The following is a 23,514-nucleotide window of genomic DNA, read 5'->3' on the forward strand; positions in this document are numbered from 1 at the left end:
GGAGCTGCGCCGGGCGCTGGGCCCCGGGATGCGCGCCCGCATCGTCGACGTCGGCCTGGGCAAGGTGCTCGCCGACACCGGCGCCGACGCGCCGATCCTCAACAGCCCGTTCGCGGCGGCCGGAGCGTGGCCGGACGCCGCCGGGCCGGTCCGCGCCGCCGCCGCCGTGAACGCCGGTGCCGGCAACGTCAACCGGTGGCGGATCGAGCTCAGCGCACCCCGGCCGAACCCGTTCACCGCCGGGATGCTGACCCGGACCGGGCTCGGGGTGCTTGTCGCGATGCTGATCGTCGCCGGGGTGGCCTACCGGATCGCGACTGGGACCGCCAGCAGCAGGTCGAGCGGGACATCCGCGCCCGCGCGCAGGCCGTCGTCAACGACACGACGAGCGGCATCACCGACGAGCTCGGCGCCGTCCGCGACCAGGTCGGCGCCGTCCGGACGTCCGGGAGGTCGATCGACGAGCGGGTCTCCGCCGCGGACGCGGTCACCGCGGAGCTGGTCGGCCGCGCCGGTCGGGCCAACGAGGTCCTCGGCGCGTTCACCAGCAGCCTGCGGCGCGTCGACGGCATCGCCAAAGTCATCGGCGGCGTGGCCGGCCAGACGAACCTCCTGGCCCTCAACGCCACCATCGAGGCCGCGCGGGCCGGCGAGGCCGGTAAAGGCTTCGCCGTCGTCGCCGGCGAGGTCAAGAACCTGGCCAACGAGACAGCCCGTTCCACCGCCGACATCACCGACACCATCCGGACGCTCGAGCGCGACGCCGCCGAGACGACAACTGTCATCGCCGCCATGGTCGAGGGCATCGAGGGCATCCGTGACGCCACCAACCAGGTCAAACAGGTCGTAGCCGAGCAGTCCGGCACCGTCGCGCAGCTCGAGAACGGCGTCGACCAGGCCCTCACCCGCATCGAGTCCATGGCCCGGGTCACCGAGGAGATGGAACGCCGCGGCAAACGGCGGCACCTGACAAGCGGCCCGGTCCAGCTCGGCCCCGGCCGTGACGCGACCCTGGTCGACCTCAGCGAAGGCGGCCTACGGTGCGTCGTCAACGCCGGCCCGCGACCCGCGGAAGGCGACACGCTCACCGTGGAACTCCCCCTGACCGCAACCGGCGAGCCGCTGCGCCTCACCGCCAAGGTCGTCCACCAGCACGATGACGGCAGCATCGGCCTGCAGTTCCTGAACCCGTCACCGGACGCGGTCGCGGATCTGCGACAGGCAATGGCACAGCCCTCGTAGCCGCGCGGTCGCGGGGTGGACGCGACAGGCCGTCGCATCCACCCCGTGGGCCGTATCCGTGCTCCCGGCCCTGTCCGCGCCGATCAGCAGAAGTAGCCGTCGATCACGTAGCCCGAGCGGTTCAGGATCGGGCTGTAGCCGTACAGCATGTTGTTGGCCGCGTGGTAGGAGACCGCGAAGTGCCAGCCGTCCTCCAGGTGGTCGACCGCGTGGCCGTCGGGCTTGGCCTCGCTGCGCAGGTAGAGGCCGTCGGCGTGGCAGATGGTCTCGGTGACCCCGTCGCGGCCGTTGGCGGCGGCGGCCGGCGTGGCGGTCGCGGCCAGGCCCAGGGCCGTCGTGGCGAGTGCGGCGATGGCGATGATCCGGGTACGCATGCGGTGTCCTCCTCAGCTCATGCAGTTCAGTTGCATCCAGCCCCAGTCGTTCGGGCCGAAGTCCTGGGTGTAGCCCCAGCCGTTGTTCTCGGCCTGGGCGCCGTGGGTGTGGCCGACGTCGTTGCCGTAGTAGAGGGTGCGGATCAGGTCGAACGGGCCCTCGCCGACCGTGTAGTGGGCGTAGAAGCTCGCCGAATCGCAGATCACCGAGTGGTGCTCGGGCGGGGTGGCGGCGCCGGCCGGAGTGGCGGCGGCTCCGATGAGGGCACCGGCGGTGGCCAGCGCGACAATGGTCTTCTTCATGGCGCGGTCCTTTCTCAATCGTTGTCGTTGAACAGCGGGGCCGGGCGGGTCACGCAGCCGATGGGCACGAAACCCCAGCCCTGGACGTCGTCGCGCACGATCGCGGCGGCGCCGTCGTTCGTGGTGAAGCGGTACCTGACGGTCGCGCCGATGCCACCGGCGGCCGGGTTCGCCCAGTGACCGCCGTTGGCGGCGAAGTCACTGCCGTGGAAGTAGTTGTAGTAGAGGGTGCAGCCGCTGACGGCCGGTACCGCCGAACCGTCCGTGGCCTCGTGCGCTGCGGCGTTGTAGTCCCGCCCGACCGTGCGCCGGTGCGACAGCGCCTCCCGGGTCGCCGCCGAGCAGCTGTCGGCGACGTCGCCCCGGTCCGCGCCCAGGGATCCGGGCAGGACCCAGCCGCACATGTTGACGCCGGTGACCGCCCGGCCGTAGTGCCAGTTCCCGGTGGTCGTGACCTCGTTGTCGAAGGTGTCCGCGGGCATGGCGCGGCCGATGTAGTACCCACTGGGTTTGTTCACGATCCAACTGCCGCCGCCCGCGATGGGCTGCCCGGTGCTCGGCGACGGTGCGGTCTGAATCGCGTGTGTGTGCCCGGCGTACGCCGCTTGTGCGCCGGCCAGCACCGCGACCGTCACGCCCCCGGCGCCCAGGAGGGCCATCCGTCTGTCCATGACTCGTTGGTATGCCGGTGCGCGGCCGTTCGGCTACGCTTGCGGACGGACCCGGATAGACCCGAATGGATTCGACGGAGTGCTCGGATGGATTCGGACGGCGCCACCACGCCAGCCGTTGCCCAGTTCCTGACCGACCTGCGGGCCCTGCGCGCCGCGGCCGGCGCGCCCAGCTACTCGACCCTCGCCCGCGAGTCCGGCCTGCCCCGCAGCACCCTGCACGATGCGCTGCGCGGCCACCGCCTCCCGAGCCGCGAGGTGACCATCGGCCTGGTCCGCGCCTGCGGCGGCGACCCGGCCGAGTGGCAGGACCGCTGGACCGCGCTGCGCGCCGCGCTGGACACCCCGCCGCCGTCCGACCAGGCCGTCCGGCCCGTTTCGGACGGCACCGGACGGCCGTTCTGGCGCCGCCGGCCCCGCACCGTCGCCGCGGCGGCCGCCCTCCTGCTCGCCGCGGGTCTCGTCGGCGGCTGGTCCGCCTGGCACCGCGGCGACTGCGCCGGCGAGCGCGTCTACCGCGTCGACGAGGCCGGCGCCGTCCTCGACGCCGACGGCCACCCGATCGGCCGGGTCGACGCCGGCGACACGGTCCGCGTCAAGAGCCTGGCCCATGACCGTTTTCCGCATCGGTACTTCGGGACAGTCGACGCCTCCGGCACGACCGGCTACCTCGACGAGGCGAAACTCACCTACCAGCGCACCGGCTGCTGAACAGAACCGGACCGCCGCCACGGGGCCGGACACGCGCGGCCAGAATGCTCATCCGGTGCGGGCCGAGCCGGCGGCGCCGAACCAGAAGCCGAAACTCAAGACCAACGACGGGACCAGCAGCACCACACCGACGACGATCGCGGCAACGGCCCGCCGCCGACCACTGCCACCGCGCCGGGTGCGGCGCAGGTGCACCGCGCCGAACACGATCGCGGCGACGGCGGGCACCCCGAACCCGCACAGCGACAGCGGCACGGCCAGCACCGCGGCGCACACCGCGACCACGGCGGCCACGGTGCCGACCGGAGCCGCCACCGGCCCCGCATATTGCCAGGCCGCGGCCACCGCTCCCCCGGGGGCCGTTCCCCCGGCGGCCGCGGGGGCCGGCGTGGCGGTGCCGCCGCCCGGAGAGGGAGCCGCCGCCGGCGATACGGTCGCGGTGTCGCTCGGGGACCAGCCGGGATCGGTCGGCCACGGGGCCGGGACCGGCTCGCTGGACCAGGCCGGCGCTCCGGGGTCGAAGGCGGGCGCCGGAGCGGGGTCGGCCGGCCGGCCCGAGTCCCAACCGGACTGGTGGTGGCCGTGATGGCCGCTGTCGTGATGCGGGTCCACGACACCATCCTGCCGGACCGGCCCGGGCCCGCCGGACCGGGATCGGGTCTGCCGGGACGCTCCCGCGTGCGGCCGGGGCTGCGACAGGACGGCGGCCCGGTCGCCGCGGTGGCCGAACCGGCCGTCAGGCGGGCGGGCCGGCGACGGCCGCCGCACCGCGAAACACCGCCGCGTGGCGGGCGGCGAAGTCGGCGAACTCAGTCGGCCGCACCCCGAACGCCCGATGGGTGTCCAGGTGCACCGATGAGCGGCCGAGCCGGCGGCGCTCGGCGAACAACTGCGCGAACGCGGCGGCGCGCGGCGGCGGATGGCCCGCGGCCAGCCACTGCCGGTGGCGCTCCTCGGGGGGCACGTCGACGTAGCGCACGGGCCGGCCGGTGGCGGCGGCGATGCGGCCCGCGACCTCATCCATGTCGAGCGCCTCCGGGCCGGTCATCCGGTAGGTCCGGCCCTCGTGACCGGGCGTGGTGAGGATCCGGTAGGCGACGGCCGCGATGTCGGCGATGTCGACCGGCGCGAGGGTTGTCGCACCCAACGGCAGGCGCAGTTCACCGACGCGGGCGATGTCCGCCGCCTCCTCCAGGTACACCTGCATGAACTGGCTCGGGCGCAGCATCGTCCAGGCGAGGCCCGACGCCGACAGGTACCGCTGGACCTGCTCGTGACTGCGGGTCGAGCGGAACCGCTCCGGGTCGAAGCCGTCGACGGAGTCCTGGCCGGAGAACTTCACCACGTGCCGGACGCCGGCCGCCCGGGCCGCGTCGATGAAGGTGCACTGGGTCTCCAGCAGCAGCGGCCCGGCCCCCGAGATCATCAGCACCCGGTCCACGCCGGTCAGCGCGGGGCCGAGGGTGTCCGGTTCGAGCATGTCGCCCACAACGGTCTCGACGCCGGGCGCAGCGATGGCCGAGGCCTTCTCCGCCGAGCGGACCAGGGCCCGGACCGGCTCGCCCCGCCGGGCGAACTCCCGGACGACCGCCGAGCCCGGCCGGCCGTTGGCTCCAGTGATCAGTAGCACGGTGACTCCCTCATCGTGGCGAGTGTCGGCGTCCCGGTGACGGCCGCATCCGTTGATCGCCGCCGTACCGCGGTTTTGGACGCCGGTTCCGGTCCGACTTGCGGGTCGAGCCGCGACAGGGAGGTACAGGACGATCCGAGCGAGCAGGAGCGAATCATGAGTGCACGTCCGCCGGCGCCAACGGGCCCGTATGTCATCGCCACCGTGCTGACCTCGCTGGACGGCCGGACCGACGACCCGATGCGCTTCGCCGGGCCGTACTTCGACGCCGACGCGCAGGACGAGGCCGCGCACATCCTCGACGACTGTGCCGGCGTGCTGTTCGGCCGCCGTACGTACGAGGCGTTCGCCGGCGCCTGGGCGGGCGCGTCCGGTGCGTTCGCCGACCGGATCAACGCCCTGCCCAAGTACGTGGTTGCGGCCCGCCTCGATCGCACCCGCTGGTCGAACTCGCACCTGCTCAGCGGCGACGCCGCCGGTGAGGTGGCCGCGCTGAAGCAGCGGTCGGCGGGTGGGCTGGCGATCTACGGACTCGGCCGGCTCACCCGCACGCTCCTGGGCCACGGGCTCGTCGATCGGGTCCGGTTCAATGTGCACCCGGTGCTGGCCGGCGGCCCGCCGGCCGAGGTGGACGACCGGCCGGAAGCCTTCGCGTTGCAGTCGGCACGGACCCGCGCGTCGGGTGTCGTCGTGCTCGACTACGCCGTCCGGTCCGGACCGGCGCGGCCCGCCGGCGACCGGCCCTAGCCTCGGCGATCCGGCGGGCGGCCGGCGCCCACGGCCGCCCGCCGGCGCTGCAGCTCGCGCCGCTCGACAGCGTTGTCGGACAGCTCGATCGCCCGGCCGAACGCGGCCTGCGCGCCGGACCGGTCACCCGAGCGCCAGAGGAGGTCGGCCCGCACCGCGTGCAGGGGCTGGTAGTCGGCAAGCGCGGGCTCGTCGAGCAGCGGGCGCAGCAACGCGAGCGCCCGCTGCGGGCCATGGGCGAACCCTACGGCGGCGCAGTGGTTCAGGGCGACGACCGGCGACGGCTGCAGCTCGTAGAGCACCTCGTACAGCTCGGCGATCTCCAGCCACGGCACCTTCCCGGACGGCCGGCTCTGCATCGCCGCGATCGCGGCCTGCACGAGGTACGGTCCATGCCGGCCGGGCTGGATCGCCCGATCCAGCGCCGCGAACCCCTCCGCGATCAGCTCGCGGTCCCACCGGGACCGGTCCTGATCCTCCAGGGCCACGAACGCCCCGGCCCCGTCCGTTCGCGCGGCGCGGCGGGCGTCGGTCAGCAGCAGCAGGCTCAGCAGCGCCCACGCCTCCGGCTCGTCCGGCAGGAGGCCGCAGACCAGCCGGGCCAGCCGGATGGCCTCGCCGGCCAGGTCCGGCCGCCCGAGCGTGTCGCCGTCGCTGGCGACGTAGCCCTCGTTGAAGATCAGGTAGACGACGCTGAGCACGGCCGTCAGCCGCTGCGGAAGCTCCTCGGCGGGCGGCACGACGTAGGGAATGTTCGCCTCCGCGATCTTCCGTTTCGCCCGCACGATGCGCTTGCCCAGCGTCGGCTCCGCGACCAGGAACGCGCGGGCGATCTCACCGGTACGCAGCCCCGCCACGACCCGGAGCGTCAGCGCCACCCGGGCGGCCAGGTCCAGGGCCGGATGGCAGCAGGTGAAGATCAGTCGTAGCTGATCGTCGACGATGGCCCCGGATTCCAGCCCCGTGTCGGCCTCCGCCGTGTCGAATCGGGCGAGCACGGCGAGGTTGGCGGCCCGGTCGGCCTGGGCCCGGTCCCGGCGGAGGCGGTCGATCGCCCGCCGCCGGGCGGTCACCGACAGCCAGCCGGCGGGGTTGGCCGGAACCCCGTGGCTCGGCCAGGCCTGCAGGGCGGCGGCCATCGCCTCCTGCAGCGCTTCTTCGGCCACGTCGAACGATCCGACCAACCGGATCAGTGTGGCCAGGACGGCCGGCCGGTCCCGGCGGAACACGGCTTCGAGGGTCGCGGCGGTCTCGGCTTCGGACGTCATCGCGGTGCCCTCACGAGCCCGCCGGCTCGCCCTCGACACCTGCGGACCGGCCCACGGGCCGGATCTCCACGGACCCGTACTCCGCGATCGGCAGCGCCGCCGCCCGGCGAACCGCATCGTCGAGGTCGTCGCAGTCGAGCAGGTAGACCCCGGCCAGCGTCTCCTTCGTTGTCGCGAACGGTCCGTCGGTGAGCTGCACCTGAGCGCCGCGGACCCGGACGGTGGTCGCCGTGTCGGCATCGGCGAGCCGCACGTTGGCCATCAGGACCCCGGCTTCGCGGAGCTTCTCGGTGAGCTGCATCCACCGCGGCAGGTCGGCGGTCCTGTCCTCGGTGTCCTGCGCGGACCGGTACAGCAGCAGCGCGTATTGCGTCATCTGGTCGCCCTCTCGTCTCGTCCCGGCACTTGCGCCCCCTGTCTGTCGCGGCCGGCCGGCCGCGTTGGACACCGTTCCAGGGAATTTCCGGCGCAAAGAGGGGCTCGCCGGGCGCCCCTTTTCCCGGGCCGCGGTGTCTACCTCACCGGAGACCGAAACCACCACCTAGGGAGCATCGCATGGGAAAGATCGTCATCAGCACGAACTCGTCGCTCGACGGCGTCGTCCAGGACCCGACCGGCGACGAGGGCTTCCGGCTCGGCGGCTGGTTCACCCGGGCCGAGCCGGCCGACCTCCGGGCGTGGACCGAGTTCGCGACCGCCGAGACGCGCGACACCGCGGCGCTCCTGCTGGGTCGGCGCAGCGACGAGTGGTTCGCCGAGCGGTGGACCGCGCGCAGCGGCGCGTGGGCGGACAGCATGAACGCACTGCCCAAGTACGTCGTGTCCGCGACCCTGCACCAGCCCCGGTGGACGAACGCGACGGTGCTGCGGGGCGACGCCGTCACCGAGGTCACCAGGCTGCGGGACGAGCTGGACGGCGACATCGTCGTCTTTGCCAGCTACCGGCTCGGGCAGACGCTGCTCGAGCACGACCTCGTCGACGAACTGCGGCTGGTGGTCTTCCCGGTCGTCCTCGGAGCCGGCCGGCGCCTGTTCGCGGAGACGAGCCGGGCCAAGCCCATGCGCCTGGTCGGCACCCGCGCCCTCGGTGACAACCTCAACCTGGTCACCTACCGGCCGGACCGTCGCGGCCACGCCTGATCATCCGCGGGCGGCCGCGTCGCTGCCGGACGGCGCGATGTAGTACAGGGCCGCATGTGCGCGCCCGGGGGCTCCAGCTGGTGAAACGTACATGGCGACATTGACAGCCATCGTGTGAGCGCTAACATCAGACACCGTCGCTGACCTCCGCCCGATCGGTCCGCCGTACGGCCCTCGCTCTGCCAAGCCCGGGCCCGCACGCGACGCCGACGCCGCATCGCCGTGTGCCTGCCGATGCGCGCGGTGTCTCCGGATGACCGCTGCGGCCCGCAAGCATGGCAGTGCCCTCACCTCTGGAGACCTCATGCTCGCTCGCTCACGAAGACTCACCGCCGCGCTGGCCGCCTCGGCCGCGGCCGGCGGCATCATCACCTGGGGTGTCGCCGGCGCCGGTCCGGCATCGGCGGCGGCCGGCTGCCGGGTCGACTACAAGGTCACCAACCAGTGGCAGGGCGGCTTCGGCGCCGACGTCACCGTCACCAACCTCGGCGACCCCATCAGCGGCTGGGCCCTGACCTGGACCTACACCGCCGGCCAGTCCGTCGCCCAGGCGTGGAACGCCGCCGTCACCCAGTCCGGCACAACCGTCACCGCGAAGAACGTCGACTACAACGCCAACCTCGCCATCGGGGGTACCGCGAACTTCGGCTTCAACGGCGCCTGGAACAACGCGACGAATCCCGTCCCGGCCGCCTTCGCGCTCAACGGTGTCGCCTGCACCGGCGCCCCGGCCACCGGCAGCCCGGCGCCGTCGCGGTCGACCGGCTCCTCGCCGTCGGCCTCCGCGAGCCCGTCGCGCTCCACCGGCCCGAGCCCGTCGCAGTCAGCGTCGTATCCGCCGCCGCCGTCGTCGTACCCGGCGCCGATGTACGTGGCCGGGGACACCGGGGTGCACGACCCGACGATCGTGAAGCGGCCCGAGGGCGGGTACATCATCGCGTACACCGGCACCAACATCGCGTTGAAGACGTCGACGGACCGGGTCACCTGGCGCAACGCCGGGGCCGCGTTCCCGTCGGGAGCGTCGTGGACGCTGCCGTACACCGGCAACAGCCCGAGCCTCTGGGCGCCGGACATCTCCTACCGCAACGGCCGCTACGTCATGTACTACGCCGCCTCCACCTTCGGCTCGAACCACTCGGCGATCTTCCTGGCCACCAGCCCCACCGGCGCCTCCGGCAGCTGGACCAACCAGGGCCTGGTCATCGAGTCGCGCACCTCCGACAACTTCAACGCCATCGACCCCAACCTGTACGTCGACGACCAGGGCCGCTGGTGGCTGTCGTTCGGCTCCTTCTGGTCCGGCATCAAACTCGTCCAGCTCGACCCGGCGACCGGCAAACGCAGCGACAGCACCATCCGCGCCATCGCCGGGCGGGGCGGCGGCGCGATCGAGGCGCCGTTCGTGTTCAAGCACGGCGCCTACTACTACCAGTACGTGTCCTTCGACCTGTGCTGCAAGGGCGCCTCGAGCACGTACCGGGTGATGGTCGGCCGCTCCACCAGCCCCACCGGCCCGTTCCTGGACCGCAGCGGCAAGGACATGAACTCCGGCGGCGGCACCGAGATCCTCGCCGGCCACGGCGGCATCCACGGGCCCGGCCACGAGGCGGTCCTCGCCGACACCGACGGCGACTACCTCGTGTACCACTACTACGCCGACAGCGGCGCGTCATACCTCGGCATCAACCACATCGGCTACGACGGCGGAGGCTGGCCCTACGTCTACTGAACCGTCCGGCCGGACGCCGGCACCGGCTCGTTCACCCGCCCACCGGCCGGCCCGGGCGGCGTGCTTCGCTTGATGACGTGATGAGTGCTGAGGCTGCCCTGCTGGCGTCGACCGCGGCCCACTTCGGCTTCCAGGCGACGGTCACGGTGATGGTGTACCCGGCGCTGGCGAGGGTTCCCGCGGCGCAGTGGCGGGTGGCGCACGACGCTCATTCCCGGGCGATCACCGGCCTTGTCGTGATCGTCTACGGCGCGCTGGTGCTGACCGGGGGCTGGGCGCTGTGGTCGGGGCCGAATGCCTGGACGCTCGTGGCCCTGGCGGCCACCGCGGTGGCGCTGGCGGTCACGGCGGTGGCCGCGGCCCCGGCTCACGCGCGGTTGGGCGGCGGGCACGACCCGGAGCGGATCGCGGCCCTGCTGCGCATCGACCGCATCCGCGCCGTGGCCTCGACCATCGCCGTGGCCGCGGCCGCCATCGCGCTGTCGTGAGCACCGCGCCTCGACCGAGCCGGGGGCACGAGGCCATCTCCCGGGCCCGGCACACGGCTGCGGTCGGGGCGCCTGAACCCGGCAGCCGTCCGGCTCGGCCCGATAAGCGTCGGCCCCGACCGGTGACTGCCGGCCGGGGCACGGGGCCGCGCGGCCCTTTGGGCTCAGGAGCCGGTGACGGCCGTGGACTCGCCGGTGGCGGGGTCCACGGTCTCCTCGTAGACGCCGTCGCCGTCGGCGTCGATCGCAATGAGGTCGACCTCGCCGTCGCCGTCCGTGTCGGCTTCCAGCACGTTGGCGCCGTCGTCGAGGGTGTAGACCTTGGCCTGGTCGACGACGCCGTCGCCGTTGAGGTCCTTGTCGTCGAGGGTGACGTACTCTTCGCTCATAATCGGGGTGGTCCTCCGGTCGCAGGTGTGGGAAGCGTAGCGGCCTCGAGGGCCCTCACTCCCGCGGGTCGGCGGCTGTACGCGGACCGGCCGGGACACCCGGGTCGCGGACTCCCGTCGGCGCGTGACCACCACCACGCCGTTCGTGTGGGTGCCGGGGCACACGGGGTGGCACGGCGGGTGCACAATCTGGATCGCACACGTCAACGATGCGTGGTCGCTCTGGGGTTCGTGCAGGGCGGCCGACGGGGTTTGGAGCAGTTTGTGCGCGGTCAGTCGCTGGTCGGCAAGGTCGGCGTGGTGGTCACCGCGGTGCGTGGGGGTGACCTGCCCGGCGAGATCCGTATCGTGGTCCAGGGCATACCGCACCACTACCTCGCCTATGCCGTCGAGCCGCTGCCGGCTGGGGCCGAGGTGCTCGTCATCCACTTCCGCGGCACGCGTCAGGTCGACGTGGAACCGTGGCCGCCGATTGCGGCGGACCACACCACTACTGGCTGAGAGAGGCCAACCCGATGTTCGGTTACCGTGTACCCGCCCCGAACGAAGCCCTGCTGATCAGCGGCAGGAAGCAGCGCGGAGCCGATGCCCTGCCGTTCAAGATCGTCACCGGGCACGGCGCGTTCGTCGTGCCGATCTTCTCCAAGGCGACCCGGCTGACCCTGGCCATGCAGGAAGCCGAGGTCGAGGAGGACTGCTACACCCAGCAGGGCCTGACCCTGCACGTCCAGGCCGTGATCGCGTTCAAGGTGGGCGATGACCACGAGTCGATCGCCGCCGCGGCCCGCCGGTTCCAGGGTGACCAGTCGCAGATGCCGGTGCTCGTCGGCCGGATCTTCAGCGGGCACCTGCGCAGCATCATCGGCAGCATGACGGTGGAGGCGATCATCCGCGAGCAGCAGACGCTCGCCGACGCGATCGTCGACGCGAGCAAGACCGAGATGGCCCGCATCGGGCTGGAGATCGACTCGCTGCAGATCAGCAGCATCCACGACAAGGGCGTCGGCTACATCAAGGCGCTCGCGGCCCCGCACCAGGCCCGGGTCAACCAGGAAGCCAACGTCGCCCAGGCCGTTGCGGACCAGGCAAGCGCGATGGCCCGCCAGGAGAGCACGCGCAACCAGGCCGAGTACGCCCGCCAGACGGCCATCGCCCAGGCCCGCTACCAGGCCGAGATCGACCAGGCCCAGCAGACCGCGGCGCAGGCCGGCCCGCTGGCGGCCGCGCAGGCGCAGCAGCACGTGCTGGCCGAGCAGGCGCTCGTCGCGCAGAAGAACGCCGAGCTGCGCCAGGCCCAGCTCATCGCCGAGGTCATCCGCCCCGCCCAGGCCGAGGCGGAGCGGATCGTCACCCTCGCCCGCGCCGACGCCGACGCCACGAAGCTGTCCGCGGAGGCCGCCGCCGCGCAGGGCCGCATCGCCCTCGACCAGATGATGATCGAGCAGCTGCCGGACCTGCTCCGCGCGGCCGCGGAGGGTCTGCAGGGGGCCAACCTCACCGTGCTGGACGGGGCCGAGGGGCTCAACAGCGTCGTGGCCTCGCTCGCCGCCCAGGGGACCATGCTGCTGGACGCCGTGCGCAAAGGCATGACCGCCACACCGGCCGCCGAGCCCACCACCTCAACGGATGTCGCCCGGCGCGACGCGGGGTGATCCTGCCCGCGCTGGTGCACCGACCGGCGGAACGCGCCGAGCCGGGAAGTTGAGGGGATGGGAGACGGTCACCGATCCGCGGGCAGGATTTGTGTCGGGCCGTACCGGGCATGCTCACCGGCATGATTGTGGTGAGCGGCGCGAGCGGGAACGTCGGCGTGGAGCTCGTGCGGGTGCTCGGTGCTGCCGGTCAGGCGGTGCGGCCGCTGCGCCATGCGGACGGTGAAGACCTCAACGACCCGGCTTCGCTGCGCTCGGCCCTGGACGGCGCCGACGGCCTGTTCCTGTTGCCCGGGTACGCCGACATGCCGGGCCTGTACGCGCAGGCCGCGGCGGCCGGGGTGCGGCGGGTGGTGCAGCTTTCCGGCGCGTCGGCGGCGAGCGGCGACCGGTCCAACGCGGTGACCGCGTACATGATCCGCTCCGAGGAGGCGGCGCGGTCGAGTGCCGTCGAGTGGACGATCCTGCGCCCGAGCGCGTTCGCGGCGAACGCCCTGCGCTGGCTGCCGCAGCTGCGCGACGGCGACGAGGTCCGCCTGCAGTACCCGGAGGTGGCCGCTGCGGTGATCGACCCGCTCGACATCGCCCGCGTCGCGGCGGCCGCGCTGACCGGCGACGGGCACGCCGGCCGGATCTACCGGTTGACCGGTCCGCAAGCGCTACGGCCGGCCGAGCAGCTGGCCATCCTCGGCGCGGCGCTCGGTCGCGAGCTGGTTGCGGTACCCCTGAGCAATGCACAGACCCGGGCCGAACAGCGCGCATCGATGCCCGAGGAGTACGCCGAGGCGTTCTGGAACTTCTACGCCGAAGGCGCGCTTGACGAATCCGTCGTGACCGACGCCGTGGAGCGGGCGACCGGGACGCCACCGCGGTCGTTCGCCGCCTGGTGCGAGGCCCACGCCGCCGAGTTCGCCGCGTGACGCCGTCCAGGCCGGCCTGAGCGACCGGGCCCGCACCACGCGGCCGGGCGGGCCGGTCGCCTCAGCCCCGCAGCACCGCATCATCGGTGGAAGCCGGGAGCGGGGCCGGCGGCTGCTGGGCCGATGCGGCGACCGTGCGGTTGCGGCCCGCGTGCTTGGCCTCGTACAGGGCGGCATCGGCCCGGGCGATCAGCTCGTCCGACGTCTCGGTGGTGTTCCAGACGGCGACGCCGCAGGAGAACGTCTGCGCCGCGGGCGTGACGGGGCGGAGCCGTTCGATGACCGCACCGGCGGCGTGGATGTCGGTGCTGGGCAGCAGGATGATGAACTCCTCGCCGCCGTACCGGGCCAGCAGGTCCGACTGCCGCAGCTGGCCGGTCCATGCGGCGGCGGCCTCCTTGAGCAGCCGGTCGCCGGCCTGGTGGCCGCGGGTGTCGTTGAACGCCTTGAAGTGGTCGAGGTCGATCATGCAGATGCTGACGGGCCGGCCGCTCTGCCGGGCATGCTCGAGCACCCGGGGCAGCTCATCGCCCCAGGCGCGCCGGTTCGGCAGGCCGGTGAGCTCGTCGCGGCGGGCCAGCTCGCGCACCTGGTCGCTCTGGCGCTCCACGAACCGCAGCAGCACCGTGAGCCGGGTGACCACCAGCACCGACATGATCGTCGAGCCGGCGGCGATGGCGGCACCGTGCTGGAACCCGTCGTGCGACGTCTGCAGCAGCAGCACGGCGGGGGCCATGAGCAGGGCCAGCAGCAGCATCGACATGAGCGGGATGCCCGGCGGCCGCGGTGCCGCGGCGAGGCGCTGCACGTCGGTGGCGGTGGCGTGGCGGGCGGCATAGCCGAGGATCACGAACGCCGCGAAGTAGAAGACGTCGACGCCGCGGGTCACCCAGCCGGGCACGCTGTGCGCGCCGATGAGCAGCCAGATGAGGTCACCGCCGAGGAAGCAGAGCAGTCCGGTGGCGAGCCACGGTGGTGCGGTACCCCATCGGGCGCGCCGGGTCCCGGCACCGCTGTTGCTGCGCACGAGGATCAGCGCCATGAAGATCAGCAGAAGATCACCGACGGGGTACGCCACCCGGACGAGCTGCCCGAACAGCGAGTAGCTGCCGTCCTGCAGGGCGGGGTCGATGGCGTACACCCAGGCCAGGACCCCGATGCCGGAGGTGATCGTGGCGGCGTCGAGCATGGCCGGCCGGATCAGCCGCGGTGGCCAGCGCCGGATCATGAGGCCGATGCTGCCCAGCACCGCCGGATAGAACAGCAGGTAGAAGGCGTCGGCGACGGTCGGGTAGGCGTCGCTCTGCAGCACCTCGGACACGATGGTGTTCGGCACCACGGCGGTGCCGTTCGCGAGTATGCCGAGTGCGAGCAGATGCCAGGCGGTCCGGTCGGACCGCGGCAGGCGGGCGACGGCGAACACGATCACCGCGACCGGCCCCAGCGTGTTGACGATGGACCAGCTCGTCTCCGCCCACGGGCCGAGTGTCACCGGCACATAACCGGCAATGGCCAGCATCATCGCGGCGAGGTACACCCGCCACCACCGCACACTCATAGGCCCAGAAGACCCCATCCGGGCGGCGCGCTTGAGCGGAATACAGGTGCAAAAAGGGTGTAATGGCGCGATACCGTGTCGCCGCGCCGTCCACCTCCCAGCCGATTGGGCCGACGCTCCGATCACCGTACCTGTCGCCTGTCATTTGCTATTGCCATTGACTTGCAATAAAAATCGTGCAGGCCGCCGCCGGCGGCGCTGCCCGCAGCCCACTGATCCGCCGCCACGGCGGCGAACGACCCCAGCAGTTCCGCGCCTACCTGCGCGCCGTCACCAACATCGGCGTCTCCATCGGCGCCCTGTTCGCCGGCTGGGCCGTCCAGACCGGCACCACCACCGCCTGCGACCTGATGGTGTGGGCGATCGCCGCGCTGACCGTGGCATCGGCGGCCTTCCTGGTGCTCCTCCCGCCCGCGACCGCGCCGCCGCCCGGCACCGGTCCCGGCCCGCGGTGGGCGGCGCTGCGCGACCGGCCCTGGCCTTCCTCGCCGCCTGCTGCCTCGTCTCCGGCACCACCGGCGTCCCCGCCTGGGCCGCCGCCACCCTGCTCATCACCGCCGTCATCGTCCACACCACCGGCGAACTCTGGCACGCCGCCGCCGGGTTCGAGGTCTCCTTCGCCCTCGCCCCCGAACACGCCACCGGGCAGTATCTCGGCGTCTTCGGCCTCGGCGCCGGTCTCGCCGAAGCCTTCGGACCGGCCCTGCTCATCGGCCTGTGCATCGAATGGGGCCGCCCCGGCTGGTACGTCACCGGCGCCATGTTCGCCGTCACGGGCGCCGCGGTGCCGGCCGCCGTCCGCTACGCCGAGCGCCACCGCTCCCCCCGCCCCCAGAATGGGAACCATGCACGAGGACGTTCGCCGCGGCCGACCGATCCGAGACCTCGGCGACTGGACGATCGACCGGCTCGAAGCGTTCACCACAGCCCACGACGGTGAAGCGCTGGAGCAGGTCCGGGTGGTCGCGCAGGCGCACGTCTACCGGTCCGGCGAACCACGACCCGCTCGCTTGCGGTGGGCCAAGCTGTCCCTGCTCGCCAACGCACGGCTGCACGGCGACGACCCATGGGAACAGGCCCGGATGGCCGGCCAGGCCTTCGCGCTGCGCACCTGGGTCATCGAGCATCTCGGCCCCGACGCCGACCCGGACTGGGATCCGGCGGTCCTCGCCGCCGACACGCTCGCCGCGCTCCCCGCCGGCCCGGACGACGCTCGCGCGAGGTGTGCGGGCCGGCGCGACCTCCCGGTTGAGCACATGGGCGAGCTACGCCGCCAGAAGAACCTGTCGGCCCATGCGAGCCGGCTCGCCGCCATCCTGCCGCCCGGCGCCGCCAAGGATCGGATCGCCGCCTGGGCCGCAGTGCACAACCTGCTGCCGTGAGCCACCACCCGGCCGCGAAGGCCATATGGTGCGGCCGGTAGCCTGACGATCGTGGTGGACTGGAGCCTGCGGCCAGCCTCCGGTGCGGACGTCGAGGTGATCGCCGAGCTGCGGGCCGTCGTGCTCCGCGCCGACCTCGAGCGGCTCGGGCGGTACGACGAGCAGCGGGTCCGCCAACGGCTGCGCGACGCCTTCGCGCCGGAACACACGCGGGTCATCGAGGTAGGGCGGGCGTTCGCCGGGTGCGTGGCGGTGCGACCGGACGCCGACGCCGCCTGGCTGGAGCACTTCTACCTCGCGCCGCACCTGCAGGGGGCCGGCATCGGCGCGTCGGTACTGGATGCACTCCTACGGCAGGGCGACCGCGACGGCACCCGCATCCGTCTCAACGTCCTGCAGGGCAGTAGGGCCCGGCGGCTGTACGAGCGGCACGGCTTCGTCGTCGAGCGCGAGGACCCGGTCGACGTCCTCATGGTCCGCCAACCCGCGCGGCCGGACGCCGACGGCCACGCCGACGGCGTCCAAGCCGGCGCGACACGGAAAGCTCTGCGCTGAAAACGACGACGGGGACGCCCGGATGGTCGGCGAGCACCTGCGCGGCCTGCTCCGATCGGGCCGGACGGTGCGTCGTCCGGCCCGATCGGGGCGTGCAGGCGATCAGCTGCAGGTGGAGCCGTTGAGCTTGAAGCCGGTCGGGGCGCCGGCGTTGCCGGTGTGGGTGGCCTGGTAGCCGATGGTGGTGGAGGCACCCGGGGCGAGGGTGCCGTTGTAGCTGACGTTCGTCGCGGTCACCGTCCCGCTGGCCGGCGAGTAGGTGGCGCTCCAGCCGCCGGTGATGGCCTGCCCGGCGGGCAGGGTGAAGACCAGGTTCCAGGCGTTGATGGCCGTGGTACCGGTGTTGGTGATCGTGATGTTGTTGGTCAGGCCCGTGTTCCAGGCGCTCACCGCGTTGACGATCTTGCAGGCTCCGGTACCGGCCGGGCTGCTGGCCGAGCGGGAAGGCGACGGCGAGGCCGACGTCCTGCTCGGGGACGGCGAGACCGGCGGGGAGCTGGGAGGCGTGCTGCCGACGGCGGTGATGATGGCGTTGATGATGCCCTGCTGGGTCACGGTGTTGTTGCTGCGGTTGAACAGGCCGAACCCGTACTGGCCGTTGTAGCCGTTGTCCCAGTAGGCGGTCGCGCCGCCGTACTTCTTCGCGGTGGCGACAAGGGCTTTGGCGAAGTTCGCGCGGTAGGTGTTGTTCGCCGGGTCGGCCGACGTCTTGTCGACCGAGCCGTACTCACCGACGAAGAACGGATAGCCCTTGGTGACGAAGGTGTCGTACATCTTCTTGAGCGTGGAGTCCATGTAGTCTTCCTGGCCCCAGGTCGACTTCTTGGCCGGGTTGGTCGCGGCCGCACCCCACTGCGTGATGTTGCCGTCCTCCTGGCCGTTGAAGTCCCAGGGGTCGTAGTAGTGCACGGAGATCATGATCCGCTGCTCGCCGCTGGGGATCGACGACGACCGGTTCGTGTCGGTGGGCAGCGAGAAGCCGTAGCTGCCCGTCGTGTACTCGATGTTGGTGTTCCAGCCCGGGACGAGCAGCCAGCGCGAGGCGTTGGTGCCGCCGGTCTTGCGCACGGTGTCGACGAAGATCTGGTTGTAGGCGACGATGTTGGAGTAGCACGGCTGGGTGGGGTTGCCGTACTGCCCGTCGAACTCCTCGTTCATCGACTCGAAGATCAGGTGGTCGTTGTAGCTCGCGAACTTCGTCGCGACCTGCTGCCAGACCTTCTGGTACTTGGCCTTGATCGTGGTCTGGTCCGACGCGTCGCAGATCAGCCAGGAACCGCCAACGCTCTTGTACCCGTCGCCGTGCATGTTGATCAGCACGTACAGGCCGGAGTTGTAGGCGTAGTTGACGACCTCCTGGATCCGGGTCAGCCAGGCCGAGTCGACTGTGTAGTTCGGGGCGGCCCCGATCTTGCCCAGGTACGACACGGGGATGCGGATCGTCTTGAAGCCCGACGCCTTCACCCGGTCGATGAGGCCCTGCGTGATGACCGGGTTGCCCCAGGCCGTCTCGCTGGGGATGCCGTTGGCGTTGGCCTCGAGCTGATTGCCGAGGTTCCAGCCGGCACCCATGTCGGCGACCAGCTGCGGACCGGTGAGCTGGACGGCGGCATTGGCCGCGGGTGCCCTCGTCACGCCGTACGCGGCTCCGGCGAGGGCCAGGGTGGCGGCGAAGAGCGCGAGCCCGGCCCTCCTGACTTTCGAACTCATGCGGTTTCCTCTCGTACGGTGTCGAGCGCCGGACGTGGCGGCGTCTCCGGTCCGAACCTGGCGAGGAGTGTTGCCACGGGCGCGACGGGTGTCAATCGACGCGCTTCGACGAACATGTTCGTCAGGCCGCGGCAGGCCGCTGAGCAGGAGCATTGTCCGAGACGGCGGAAAACCGGCTCTGCATCTTTCGGACATCGCCGTTTCATCGTGAACGTTTCACCGGCGCCCCGGAAGCGCCGCTGGACCTCGCCGCATCCGGCCCGCGCGGATGGAACGCCCGGCGCTACGCACGCCGATGAGCGGACGCCGTCATGGCCGTGGTCTGCGCTGTCCGAGGCGCCTGCTGCGGCTGATGGCGGCGACCAGCCCGGCGCCCGCCGCGGCCAGCAGCGCTCCGGCGGCACTGCCATAGACCCAACCGCCAAGCAGTTCATGCATTTGGTACGTGCGGAAGTCGGACTCGCGGCTCGCGATGAACGCGGCGGCCTGCAGTGGGTCGCGACGCAGACGGTCGAGGGAGGTCAGGACGATGACGGTGGCGGTGAGATCGGCTGCGCCGAAGGCGATCAGGCCGGCCACCGCACCGTTGCGCAGCGCGCGTCCGATGGTGCCGGAGCCGGCTACGCTCACCCGTCCGGTCCGCGCCAGCACGGTCAGCGCCGCCGCGCTGATCAACCAGGACCCGGCACGGCCCAGGGGCGTCTGCCAGAGCGAGCCGAGGTTCCCGGCGGCAGTTGCGGCGCTGAGCAGGGCGCCGGCGAGCGCGCCGTGCGGCACGGCGGGGTTCCGGCGACGCGCCGACCGGCCGATCTCGCGCGACCACTCGGCGACGAACCCCCGCGCGAGGTCCGGCAGGTGGCTCGCCCACAGCGCGGCGGTGGACGCCGCCCCCCGTGGCCGTCGCCGTGCCAGCTCGGCGAAGAGCAGTACGGTCTCCTCGGCCCACGGATCGCGGAAGGCACGCGGATACCAGCGCAGGATCCTCCGGTACACCGCAATCGACAGGCGGCGCTCGCCGTCCGCGCCCGGCGCCGGCCCCGCCATCAGGCCGGCCCCGGATGTATCAGCCGCTTCGTCCGTGCGATGTCGATGAGGGTCTGCAGCCGGCGCAGCTGCGCACCGGCGGCGCGCCGGCCCGCGTCGGTGATCTGGTAGTAGCGCCGCCGGGCGTCCCCGGCCGGGTCGTCGTGCGCGATCTCACTCACGAGCCCGGCGTCGTGCAGGGTACGCAGCGTCCGGTAGAGCGTTGTCGGACCCAGCTGCACGGTCCCGGCGGACTCCGCGGCGACGGCCTGCATGATCGCGTACCCGTGCCGGGGTCCATCGCCGAGTGCCAGCAGCACGTGCAGCCCGGCGGTGCTCAGCGCCGGCGGGTCATCGGTCATCATGCGGCCTCGGGCGTCGCGCGCCGGGGCCGGTACCGGGTGGCGGCGATGACGACCGATGACGCGAGCAAGCCGAGCACGGCACCCTGCCCGACGCCGAGCACCCACAGGTGCCCGCCCACACCCGCCATCGTCTCCCGCGTGACGTACAAGGAGAGATCGACGCCGCCGTCCCGCAGCCGCCACTCATCGCGCATCAAGGGGTCGGCCTCGACGAACGAGCGGAAGCAGGCCAGCAGCACGGCACCGCCGAGCGCGGCACCCAGGCCGCTGCCCACACCCGACCACACCCCGGCCCGCAGGCCCGACCGCCACCGACCGGTACGGGCCGCGACACCCCCGGCCGCCGCGACGGTGCCCACCCCCACCACCGCCCAGGTGAGGTTGTCCAGCACACCCCGCGCACCGGCCGTGGACACCGAGTGCGGGGTCAGGTTGTTGAACGCGATCTCGGCGATCCACAGACCGCCGAGCACCAGCCCGGAGCCCAGTCCCCACGTCAGCACCACCTGCCGGTCCCGCGGGTCCGCTCGGCCCGTCAGCCACCACGTGACCGCGACGAGCCCGACTGCCGAGACCGCCACCGTCAGGGACTCCGCCCACACTGCGGCGTCCCGGACCGGCAGCCGAACCACAGCCACGACGACCGCGACCGCGATCACCGCTCCCGCGGCCGCGGTCCCCCGACGCGCCCAGACCGGACGATATGACGCCGTGCCGACTATAGCCATGACGGTCATAGTAGACGCCCGCGCCCCCAACGCAACGCCACCACCGCGATGCCCGCGCCCGCTGGCAGCTCAGCGGGGTCGGCGGCTGCTGCAGGTGCAGCGGGAGCCGGTCGGGGGCACCGCGGCCGGGCGGTCGGCGCTAGGGTTCGCGGCATGGTCACGTTTGCGGTCGACGACGTCACGCCGGCCGGCGCGCCGCTGCCGGTGGGGCCGGTCGGCGCGCTGTTCCCCGACGCGTTGGTGATCGGTGGGGTTCCGGGTCTGGCGGTGCTGGCGCCGGACGGGGTGCATCCGCTGTTGAGTGCCGTCGTGCGGGCCTTTGCCGAGCATCGGCCGCTGGTGCTCTCGCCCGATGCGGTGTGGCTGACCATCGCCCAGGGGGTCGCGCAGCACATCCGTCTGCACGCCGAGGAGCTGCGGCCGCGCCTCGTCGGGCACGCGGGCCGCAAACGGCTCGCGCTGGAGATCAACGGCCCGGTGCCGCGCGACGCCGCCGGATGGAGCCGGCTGGCCGGGTCGTTCGCCGAGCTGCTGGCCGCCGAGGTCCACGACGACGCCCTGTTCGCGTGCGACTTCTCCACCAGCACCGACGTGGAGCGCACAGCGGGGCGGGTCGTGCTGCTGGAGGCCTATTCGCCGTACTTCTCCCTGTGGCTCAAGACCATCTGCGGCATCCCCTCGATCACGCTGACCGGCACGGTGGAGGACTGGCAGCGGATCCGCGCGCGGGTCGACGCGGTGGCCGGCTTCGGGCTGGAGACCTGGTGCCGTTCGCTGGCGCCGATCGCCGACGCGTTCGTGCGGGCCGCGGCCGGCGACGCGGACCGGGACTTCTGGCGGCGCATCTGCAACCCGGTCGACGTCTACGGCGGCGACGTCATCACCGGCTGGATCGTGCGGTTCTACCCGTACCTCGGCGCCGGCACCCCCGACCGGCCCAACCCGTTGCTGGAGCTGCCGATCGGCGAGCCGCGCGACGTTGCCCCGGCGCCGGGCGGCTTCTACGACGGCCCGGGCATCAACAGCGAGTCGGTCCCCGCCCTGTTGTCCCGGGTGGTCGTCAACATCAACGACCGGATCGCCGGCGACAACTACGCGGTGGCGTTGCACGGCGGTCTCGTCGGCGTCGCGCAGGACCCGGACGGGGCGCTGCGCCCGGTCGCCGGCTGGCATGTGGCCCCGGCCGGGCTCGAGATCGACGACGTGCTCGACCGGATCGTGCGCGACCACGACACCACGCCGGCCCAGGACGGGCACGGCGAGGGCCCGGCCGACCTCGTCGCGCTCTACCACCGCATCGGCACGGCAACGCTGTTCGGCGGGCGCTGGCGCCTGGTGCCGCCCCGCGAGACCCGCGGGGTCAACGGGCTCGGCCGCCTCTTCACCACGACGCTCTTCGAGCTGGCCGACGGGCGCACCATCGCCGCGGCCATGGACGAGGACGCCGAGATCGTGCACTGGGTGCTCTGCCGGGTGACGGAGGAGGACGGCGCGTACTTCCTGGCCGACGACCCGGCCGACGTGCCGGTGCTCGGCACCTCCCTGATCATGCTGCTCGACGCGGCCCTTGACGCGGACGGCGACATCGCGCACCTGGAGACCGGCCGCCTCGATCAGCTCCTGGCCGCGCCGCCCGACCGTCGAGACTGACGATGCCAGAGCCCGAGCGTCGGCGACTCGGCGGGGACGGACGGCCGGTGGACGGCGTTGGCGGGTGAGTGCGGCAGGATGCCTGTCGCACACGATGTTCCCTGCGGCGTCTCAGGAGGGACGGTGAGCCGACGGGGCTCCTAGCCGGCGCCGGCCTCGTCGCCGCACACATCCTCAGCCATGGGTGAGAGCGTTCAAGGCAAGATCCACATCCGCATCCGTCGTGTAGATGTGAAAGGACGCGCGCACGCGTCCCGCCCGCACCGCCGCCCGGACACCGGCCCGCCGCAGCAGTTCCTCGGCTCCCGGCACGTCGACCACGGTGATTGCGCTGTCGCCCGGCGGTAGCCCGAGCCCGGCGCGGAAACGGTTGGCCAGCCGTACGTTGTGGGCGTTGATCGCCGCGACGCCGATCTCCTCGACCACCTCCAGCGCCGGCGCCGTGCCCGAGTACACCGGCCACGACGGCGAGATGTCGAACCGCCGCGCCGACGACGCGAGCCGCAGCGGTTCGCCGTAGTACGACCCGTGCACGTTCTCCCCGGCGTACCAGCCGGCCGCAACCGGCAGGAACCGTTCGCGTACGTGCGGGGCCAGGTAAGCGAACGCGCTGCCGCGCGGCGACATCAGCCACTTGTAGGCGCCGACGGCCACCACATCGGCCAGCGACCCGTCGAACGGCAGCCACCCGCACGCTTGCGTCGCGTCGATGACCACCAGCGCGCCGTGCGCGCGGGCCGCGGCCACCACGGCCGCGTAGTCGGCCACCGCGCCGTCGGCCGACTGCACCAGGCTGAACGCCACGACGTCCACCGTGGAGTCCACGGAGTCGGCCAGCGACGCGGCCGGCACGGTACGGACCTGAGCCGTCGCCAACCAGGGGAACAGGTTCGAGGTGAACTCCACATCGGGCACGAGGAACCGGCTGCCGGCCAGCCCGGCGGCCACCGGCGCGAGCACCTGCGACACCTGGGCACCGACGCACACGTCCTCGGCCGCGACCCCGATGAGCCGTGCGAACGACTCCCGCGACCGCTGGGTGGCGATGTCCCACCCCTCCCATGAGGTCCGGCCGACCCGCTAGTCGGCGAGCATCGCCTGCAACTCCTCGAACGCCCGCCGCGGCGGCAGACCGTAGCTTGCCGTGTTCAACCAGCCCGGCTCGGGATCCCACATGATCGGAATATAACGAGAAACATGGCGGTCGCGGCCATGGTGAGGCTGCCGGTCGAGATGCTGTCCCGGCACTCCAAGGGCGTCTTGCCGGCCGCGGCTG

The 23,514-nt window shown here is 72.5% G+C and carries 26 protein-coding genes and 1 pseudogene; 12 read left to right on the top strand and 15 right to left on the bottom strand.

Going from position 1 to position 23,514, the window contains the following annotated elements:
- Window positions 1–195: 195 nt before the first annotated feature.
- Window positions 196–1,242, top strand: a complete 1,047-nt coding sequence (locus tag Dvina_RS55350; RefSeq protein ID WP_223093095.1) for a methyl-accepting chemotaxis protein — start codon at window positions 196–198, stop codon at window positions 1,240–1,242.
- An 83-nt stretch (window positions 1,243–1,325) separates the two neighbouring features.
- Here Dvina_RS55350 and Dvina_RS32430 read toward each other — a convergent pair whose 3' ends face one another.
- From Dvina_RS32430 to Dvina_RS32440, 3 genes are read right to left on the bottom strand one after another with little or no spacing between them, the layout of a single operon-like run.
- Complete coding sequence (locus Dvina_RS32430; RefSeq protein ID WP_223093096.1) at window positions 1,326–1,616, bottom strand: hypothetical protein; 291 nt, start codon at window positions 1,614–1,616, stop codon at window positions 1,326–1,328.
- 12 nt (window positions 1,617–1,628) lie between these two features.
- Window positions 1,629–1,919, bottom strand: coding sequence for a hypothetical protein (locus Dvina_RS32435; RefSeq protein WP_223093097.1), 291 nt, complete (start codon window positions 1,917–1,919; stop codon window positions 1,629–1,631).
- 14 nt (window positions 1,920–1,933) lie between these two features.
- A complete protein-coding gene (locus Dvina_RS32440) occupies window positions 1,934–2,590 on the bottom strand; it encodes a hypothetical protein (protein WP_223093098.1) in 657 nt (218 codons plus the stop codon).
- An 87-nt stretch (window positions 2,591–2,677) separates the two neighbouring features.
- On the opposite strand from Dvina_RS32440, the gene Dvina_RS32445 reads away from it, so the two are divergent.
- Window positions 2,678–3,301 carry a helix-turn-helix domain-containing protein gene (locus Dvina_RS32445; protein WP_223093099.1) on the top strand — a complete coding sequence of 208 codons (624 nt, stop codon included), beginning with the start codon at window positions 2,678–2,680 and terminating at the stop codon, window positions 3,299–3,301.
- A gap of 48 nt (window positions 3,302–3,349) precedes the next feature.
- Here the strand turns inward: Dvina_RS32445 and Dvina_RS32450 are convergent, their stop codons facing one another.
- Complete coding sequence (locus Dvina_RS32450) at window positions 3,350–3,913, bottom strand: hypothetical protein (protein ID WP_223093100.1); 564 nt, start codon at window positions 3,911–3,913, stop codon at window positions 3,350–3,352.
- Between the two features lie 124 nt (window positions 3,914–4,037).
- Window positions 4,038–4,931 carry an SDR family oxidoreductase gene (locus tag Dvina_RS32455; protein WP_223093101.1) on the bottom strand — a complete coding sequence of 298 codons (894 nt, stop codon included), beginning with the start codon at window positions 4,929–4,931 and terminating at the stop codon, window positions 4,038–4,040.
- Between the two features lie 156 nt (window positions 4,932–5,087).
- On the opposite strand from Dvina_RS32455, the gene Dvina_RS32460 reads away from it, so the two are divergent.
- Window positions 5,088–5,678 carry a dihydrofolate reductase family protein gene (locus Dvina_RS32460; RefSeq protein ID WP_223093102.1) on the top strand — a complete coding sequence of 197 codons (591 nt, stop codon included), beginning with the start codon at window positions 5,088–5,090 and terminating at the stop codon, window positions 5,676–5,678.
- Here the strand turns inward: Dvina_RS32460 and Dvina_RS32465 are convergent.
- On the bottom strand, window positions 5,675–6,946 hold the full coding sequence (locus Dvina_RS32465; protein WP_223093103.1) for an RNA polymerase sigma factor: 1,272 nt from the start codon (window positions 6,944–6,946) through the stop codon (window positions 5,675–5,677). The genes Dvina_RS32460 and Dvina_RS32465 overlap by 4 nt on opposite strands.
- Window positions 6,947–6,956: 10 nt before the next feature.
- Window positions 6,957–7,322, bottom strand: coding sequence for a YciI family protein (locus Dvina_RS32470; RefSeq protein ID WP_223093104.1), 366 nt, complete (start codon window positions 7,320–7,322; stop codon window positions 6,957–6,959).
- A gap of 179 nt (window positions 7,323–7,501) precedes the next feature.
- On the opposite strand from Dvina_RS32470, the gene Dvina_RS32475 reads away from it, so the two are divergent.
- The 3 genes from Dvina_RS32475 to Dvina_RS32485 all read left to right on the top strand — a co-directional run bounded on the left by Dvina_RS32475 (window position 7,502) and on the right by Dvina_RS32485 (window position 10,306).
- Window positions 7,502–8,086: a dihydrofolate reductase family protein gene (locus Dvina_RS32475; protein ID WP_223093105.1), complete on the top strand. Its 585-nt coding sequence runs from the start codon at window positions 7,502–7,504 to the stop codon at window positions 8,084–8,086.
- 304 nt (window positions 8,087–8,390) lie between these two features.
- A complete protein-coding gene (locus tag Dvina_RS32480) occupies window positions 8,391–9,818 on the top strand; it encodes a family 43 glycosylhydrolase (RefSeq protein WP_223093106.1) in 1,428 nt (475 codons plus the stop codon).
- Between the two features lie 80 nt (window positions 9,819–9,898).
- The gene (locus Dvina_RS32485) at window positions 9,899–10,306 is read left to right on the top strand and encodes a hypothetical protein (RefSeq protein ID WP_223093107.1); all 408 of its coding nucleotides are present in this window, start codon (window positions 9,899–9,901) and stop codon (window positions 10,304–10,306) included.
- A 164-nt stretch (window positions 10,307–10,470) separates the two neighbouring features.
- Here Dvina_RS32485 and Dvina_RS32490 read toward each other — a convergent pair whose 3' ends face one another.
- Entirely contained in the window at window positions 10,471–10,695 is a 225-nt protein-coding gene (locus tag Dvina_RS32490; protein WP_223093108.1) for a hypothetical protein, read from the bottom strand.
- A gap of 180 nt (window positions 10,696–10,875) precedes the next feature.
- Here Dvina_RS32490 and Dvina_RS32495 point away from each other — a divergent pair, with 180 nt between their 5' ends.
- The 3 genes from Dvina_RS32495 to Dvina_RS32505 all read left to right on the top strand — a co-directional run bounded on the left by Dvina_RS32495 (window position 10,876) and on the right by Dvina_RS32505 (window position 13,267).
- Window positions 10,876–11,196, top strand: a complete 321-nt coding sequence (locus Dvina_RS32495) for a P-loop NTPase family protein (protein WP_246655462.1) — start codon at window positions 10,876–10,878, stop codon at window positions 11,194–11,196.
- 14 nt (window positions 11,197–11,210) lie between these two features.
- Window positions 11,211–12,347 (top strand): SPFH domain-containing protein, encoded by a 1,137-nt coding sequence (locus tag Dvina_RS32500; RefSeq protein WP_223093109.1) that lies wholly within the window; start codon window positions 11,211–11,213, stop codon window positions 12,345–12,347.
- 122 nt (window positions 12,348–12,469) lie between these two features.
- Window positions 12,470–13,267: an NAD(P)H-binding protein gene (locus Dvina_RS32505; RefSeq protein WP_223093110.1), complete on the top strand. Its 798-nt coding sequence runs from the start codon at window positions 12,470–12,472 to the stop codon at window positions 13,265–13,267.
- Window positions 13,268–13,328: 61 nt separating this feature from the next.
- Here Dvina_RS32505 and Dvina_RS32510 read toward each other — a convergent pair whose 3' ends face one another.
- Window positions 13,329–14,825 (bottom strand): GGDEF domain-containing protein, encoded by a 1,497-nt coding sequence (locus tag Dvina_RS32510; RefSeq protein ID WP_223093111.1) that lies wholly within the window; start codon window positions 14,823–14,825, stop codon window positions 13,329–13,331.
- A gap of 256 nt (window positions 14,826–15,081) precedes the next feature.
- Entirely contained in the window at window positions 15,082–15,672 is a 591-nt protein-coding gene (locus Dvina_RS32515) for a hypothetical protein (RefSeq protein WP_223093112.1), read from the bottom strand.
- Between Dvina_RS32515 and Dvina_RS32520 the strand changes: the two genes are divergently transcribed.
- Both Dvina_RS32520 and Dvina_RS32525 read left to right on the top strand, forming a co-directional pair.
- On the top strand, window positions 15,671–16,207 hold the full coding sequence (locus tag Dvina_RS32520; protein WP_223093113.1) for a hypothetical protein: 537 nt from the start codon (window positions 15,671–15,673) through the stop codon (window positions 16,205–16,207). The two genes, Dvina_RS32515 and Dvina_RS32520, sit on opposite strands and share 2 nt — an antisense overlap.
- Window positions 16,208–16,258: 51 nt before the next feature.
- Window positions 16,259–16,762, top strand: a complete 504-nt coding sequence (locus Dvina_RS32525; RefSeq protein WP_223093114.1) for a GNAT family N-acetyltransferase — start codon at window positions 16,259–16,261, stop codon at window positions 16,760–16,762.
- Between the two features lie 102 nt (window positions 16,763–16,864).
- Here Dvina_RS32525 and Dvina_RS32530 read toward each other — a convergent pair whose 3' ends face one another.
- The 4 genes from Dvina_RS32530 to Dvina_RS32545 form a co-directional block, all read right to left on the bottom strand.
- On the bottom strand, window positions 16,865–18,472 hold the full coding sequence (locus Dvina_RS32530) for a cellulase family glycosylhydrolase (protein WP_223093115.1): 1,608 nt from the start codon (window positions 18,470–18,472) through the stop codon (window positions 16,865–16,867).
- 309 nt (window positions 18,473–18,781) lie between these two features.
- Window positions 18,782–19,516: a hypothetical protein gene (locus tag Dvina_RS32535; RefSeq protein WP_223093116.1), complete on the bottom strand. Its 735-nt coding sequence runs from the start codon at window positions 19,514–19,516 to the stop codon at window positions 18,782–18,784.
- Entirely contained in the window at window positions 19,516–19,860 is a 345-nt protein-coding gene (locus Dvina_RS32540) for a PadR family transcriptional regulator (RefSeq protein WP_223093117.1), read from the bottom strand. The genes Dvina_RS32535 and Dvina_RS32540 overlap by 1 nt, the downstream gene beginning before the upstream one ends.
- The gene (locus Dvina_RS32545) at window positions 19,857–20,588 is read right to left on the bottom strand and encodes a hypothetical protein (RefSeq protein ID WP_223093118.1); all 732 of its coding nucleotides are present in this window, start codon (window positions 20,586–20,588) and stop codon (window positions 19,857–19,859) included. Before Dvina_RS32545 ends, Dvina_RS32540 begins: the two co-directional genes overlap by 4 nt.
- A 153-nt stretch (window positions 20,589–20,741) precedes the next feature.
- On the opposite strand from Dvina_RS32545, the gene Dvina_RS32550 reads away from it, so the two are divergent.
- Window positions 20,742–22,238, top strand: coding sequence for a DUF4419 domain-containing protein (locus Dvina_RS32550; RefSeq protein ID WP_223093119.1), 1,497 nt, complete (start codon window positions 20,742–20,744; stop codon window positions 22,236–22,238).
- A 174-nt stretch (window positions 22,239–22,412) separates the two neighbouring features.
- Here Dvina_RS32550 and Dvina_RS32555 read toward each other — a convergent pair.
- Window positions 22,413–23,414: pseudogene (locus Dvina_RS32555) on the bottom strand (aminotransferase class V-fold PLP-dependent enzyme).
- Between the last annotated feature and the right edge of the window lie 100 nt (window positions 23,415–23,514).

Origin of the sequence: Dactylosporangium vinaceum (genome assembly GCF_019904175.1) — a bacterium.
In the GTDB taxonomy this organism is placed as follows: Bacteria; Actinomycetota; Actinomycetes; order Mycobacteriales; family Micromonosporaceae; genus Dactylosporangium; species Dactylosporangium vinaceum.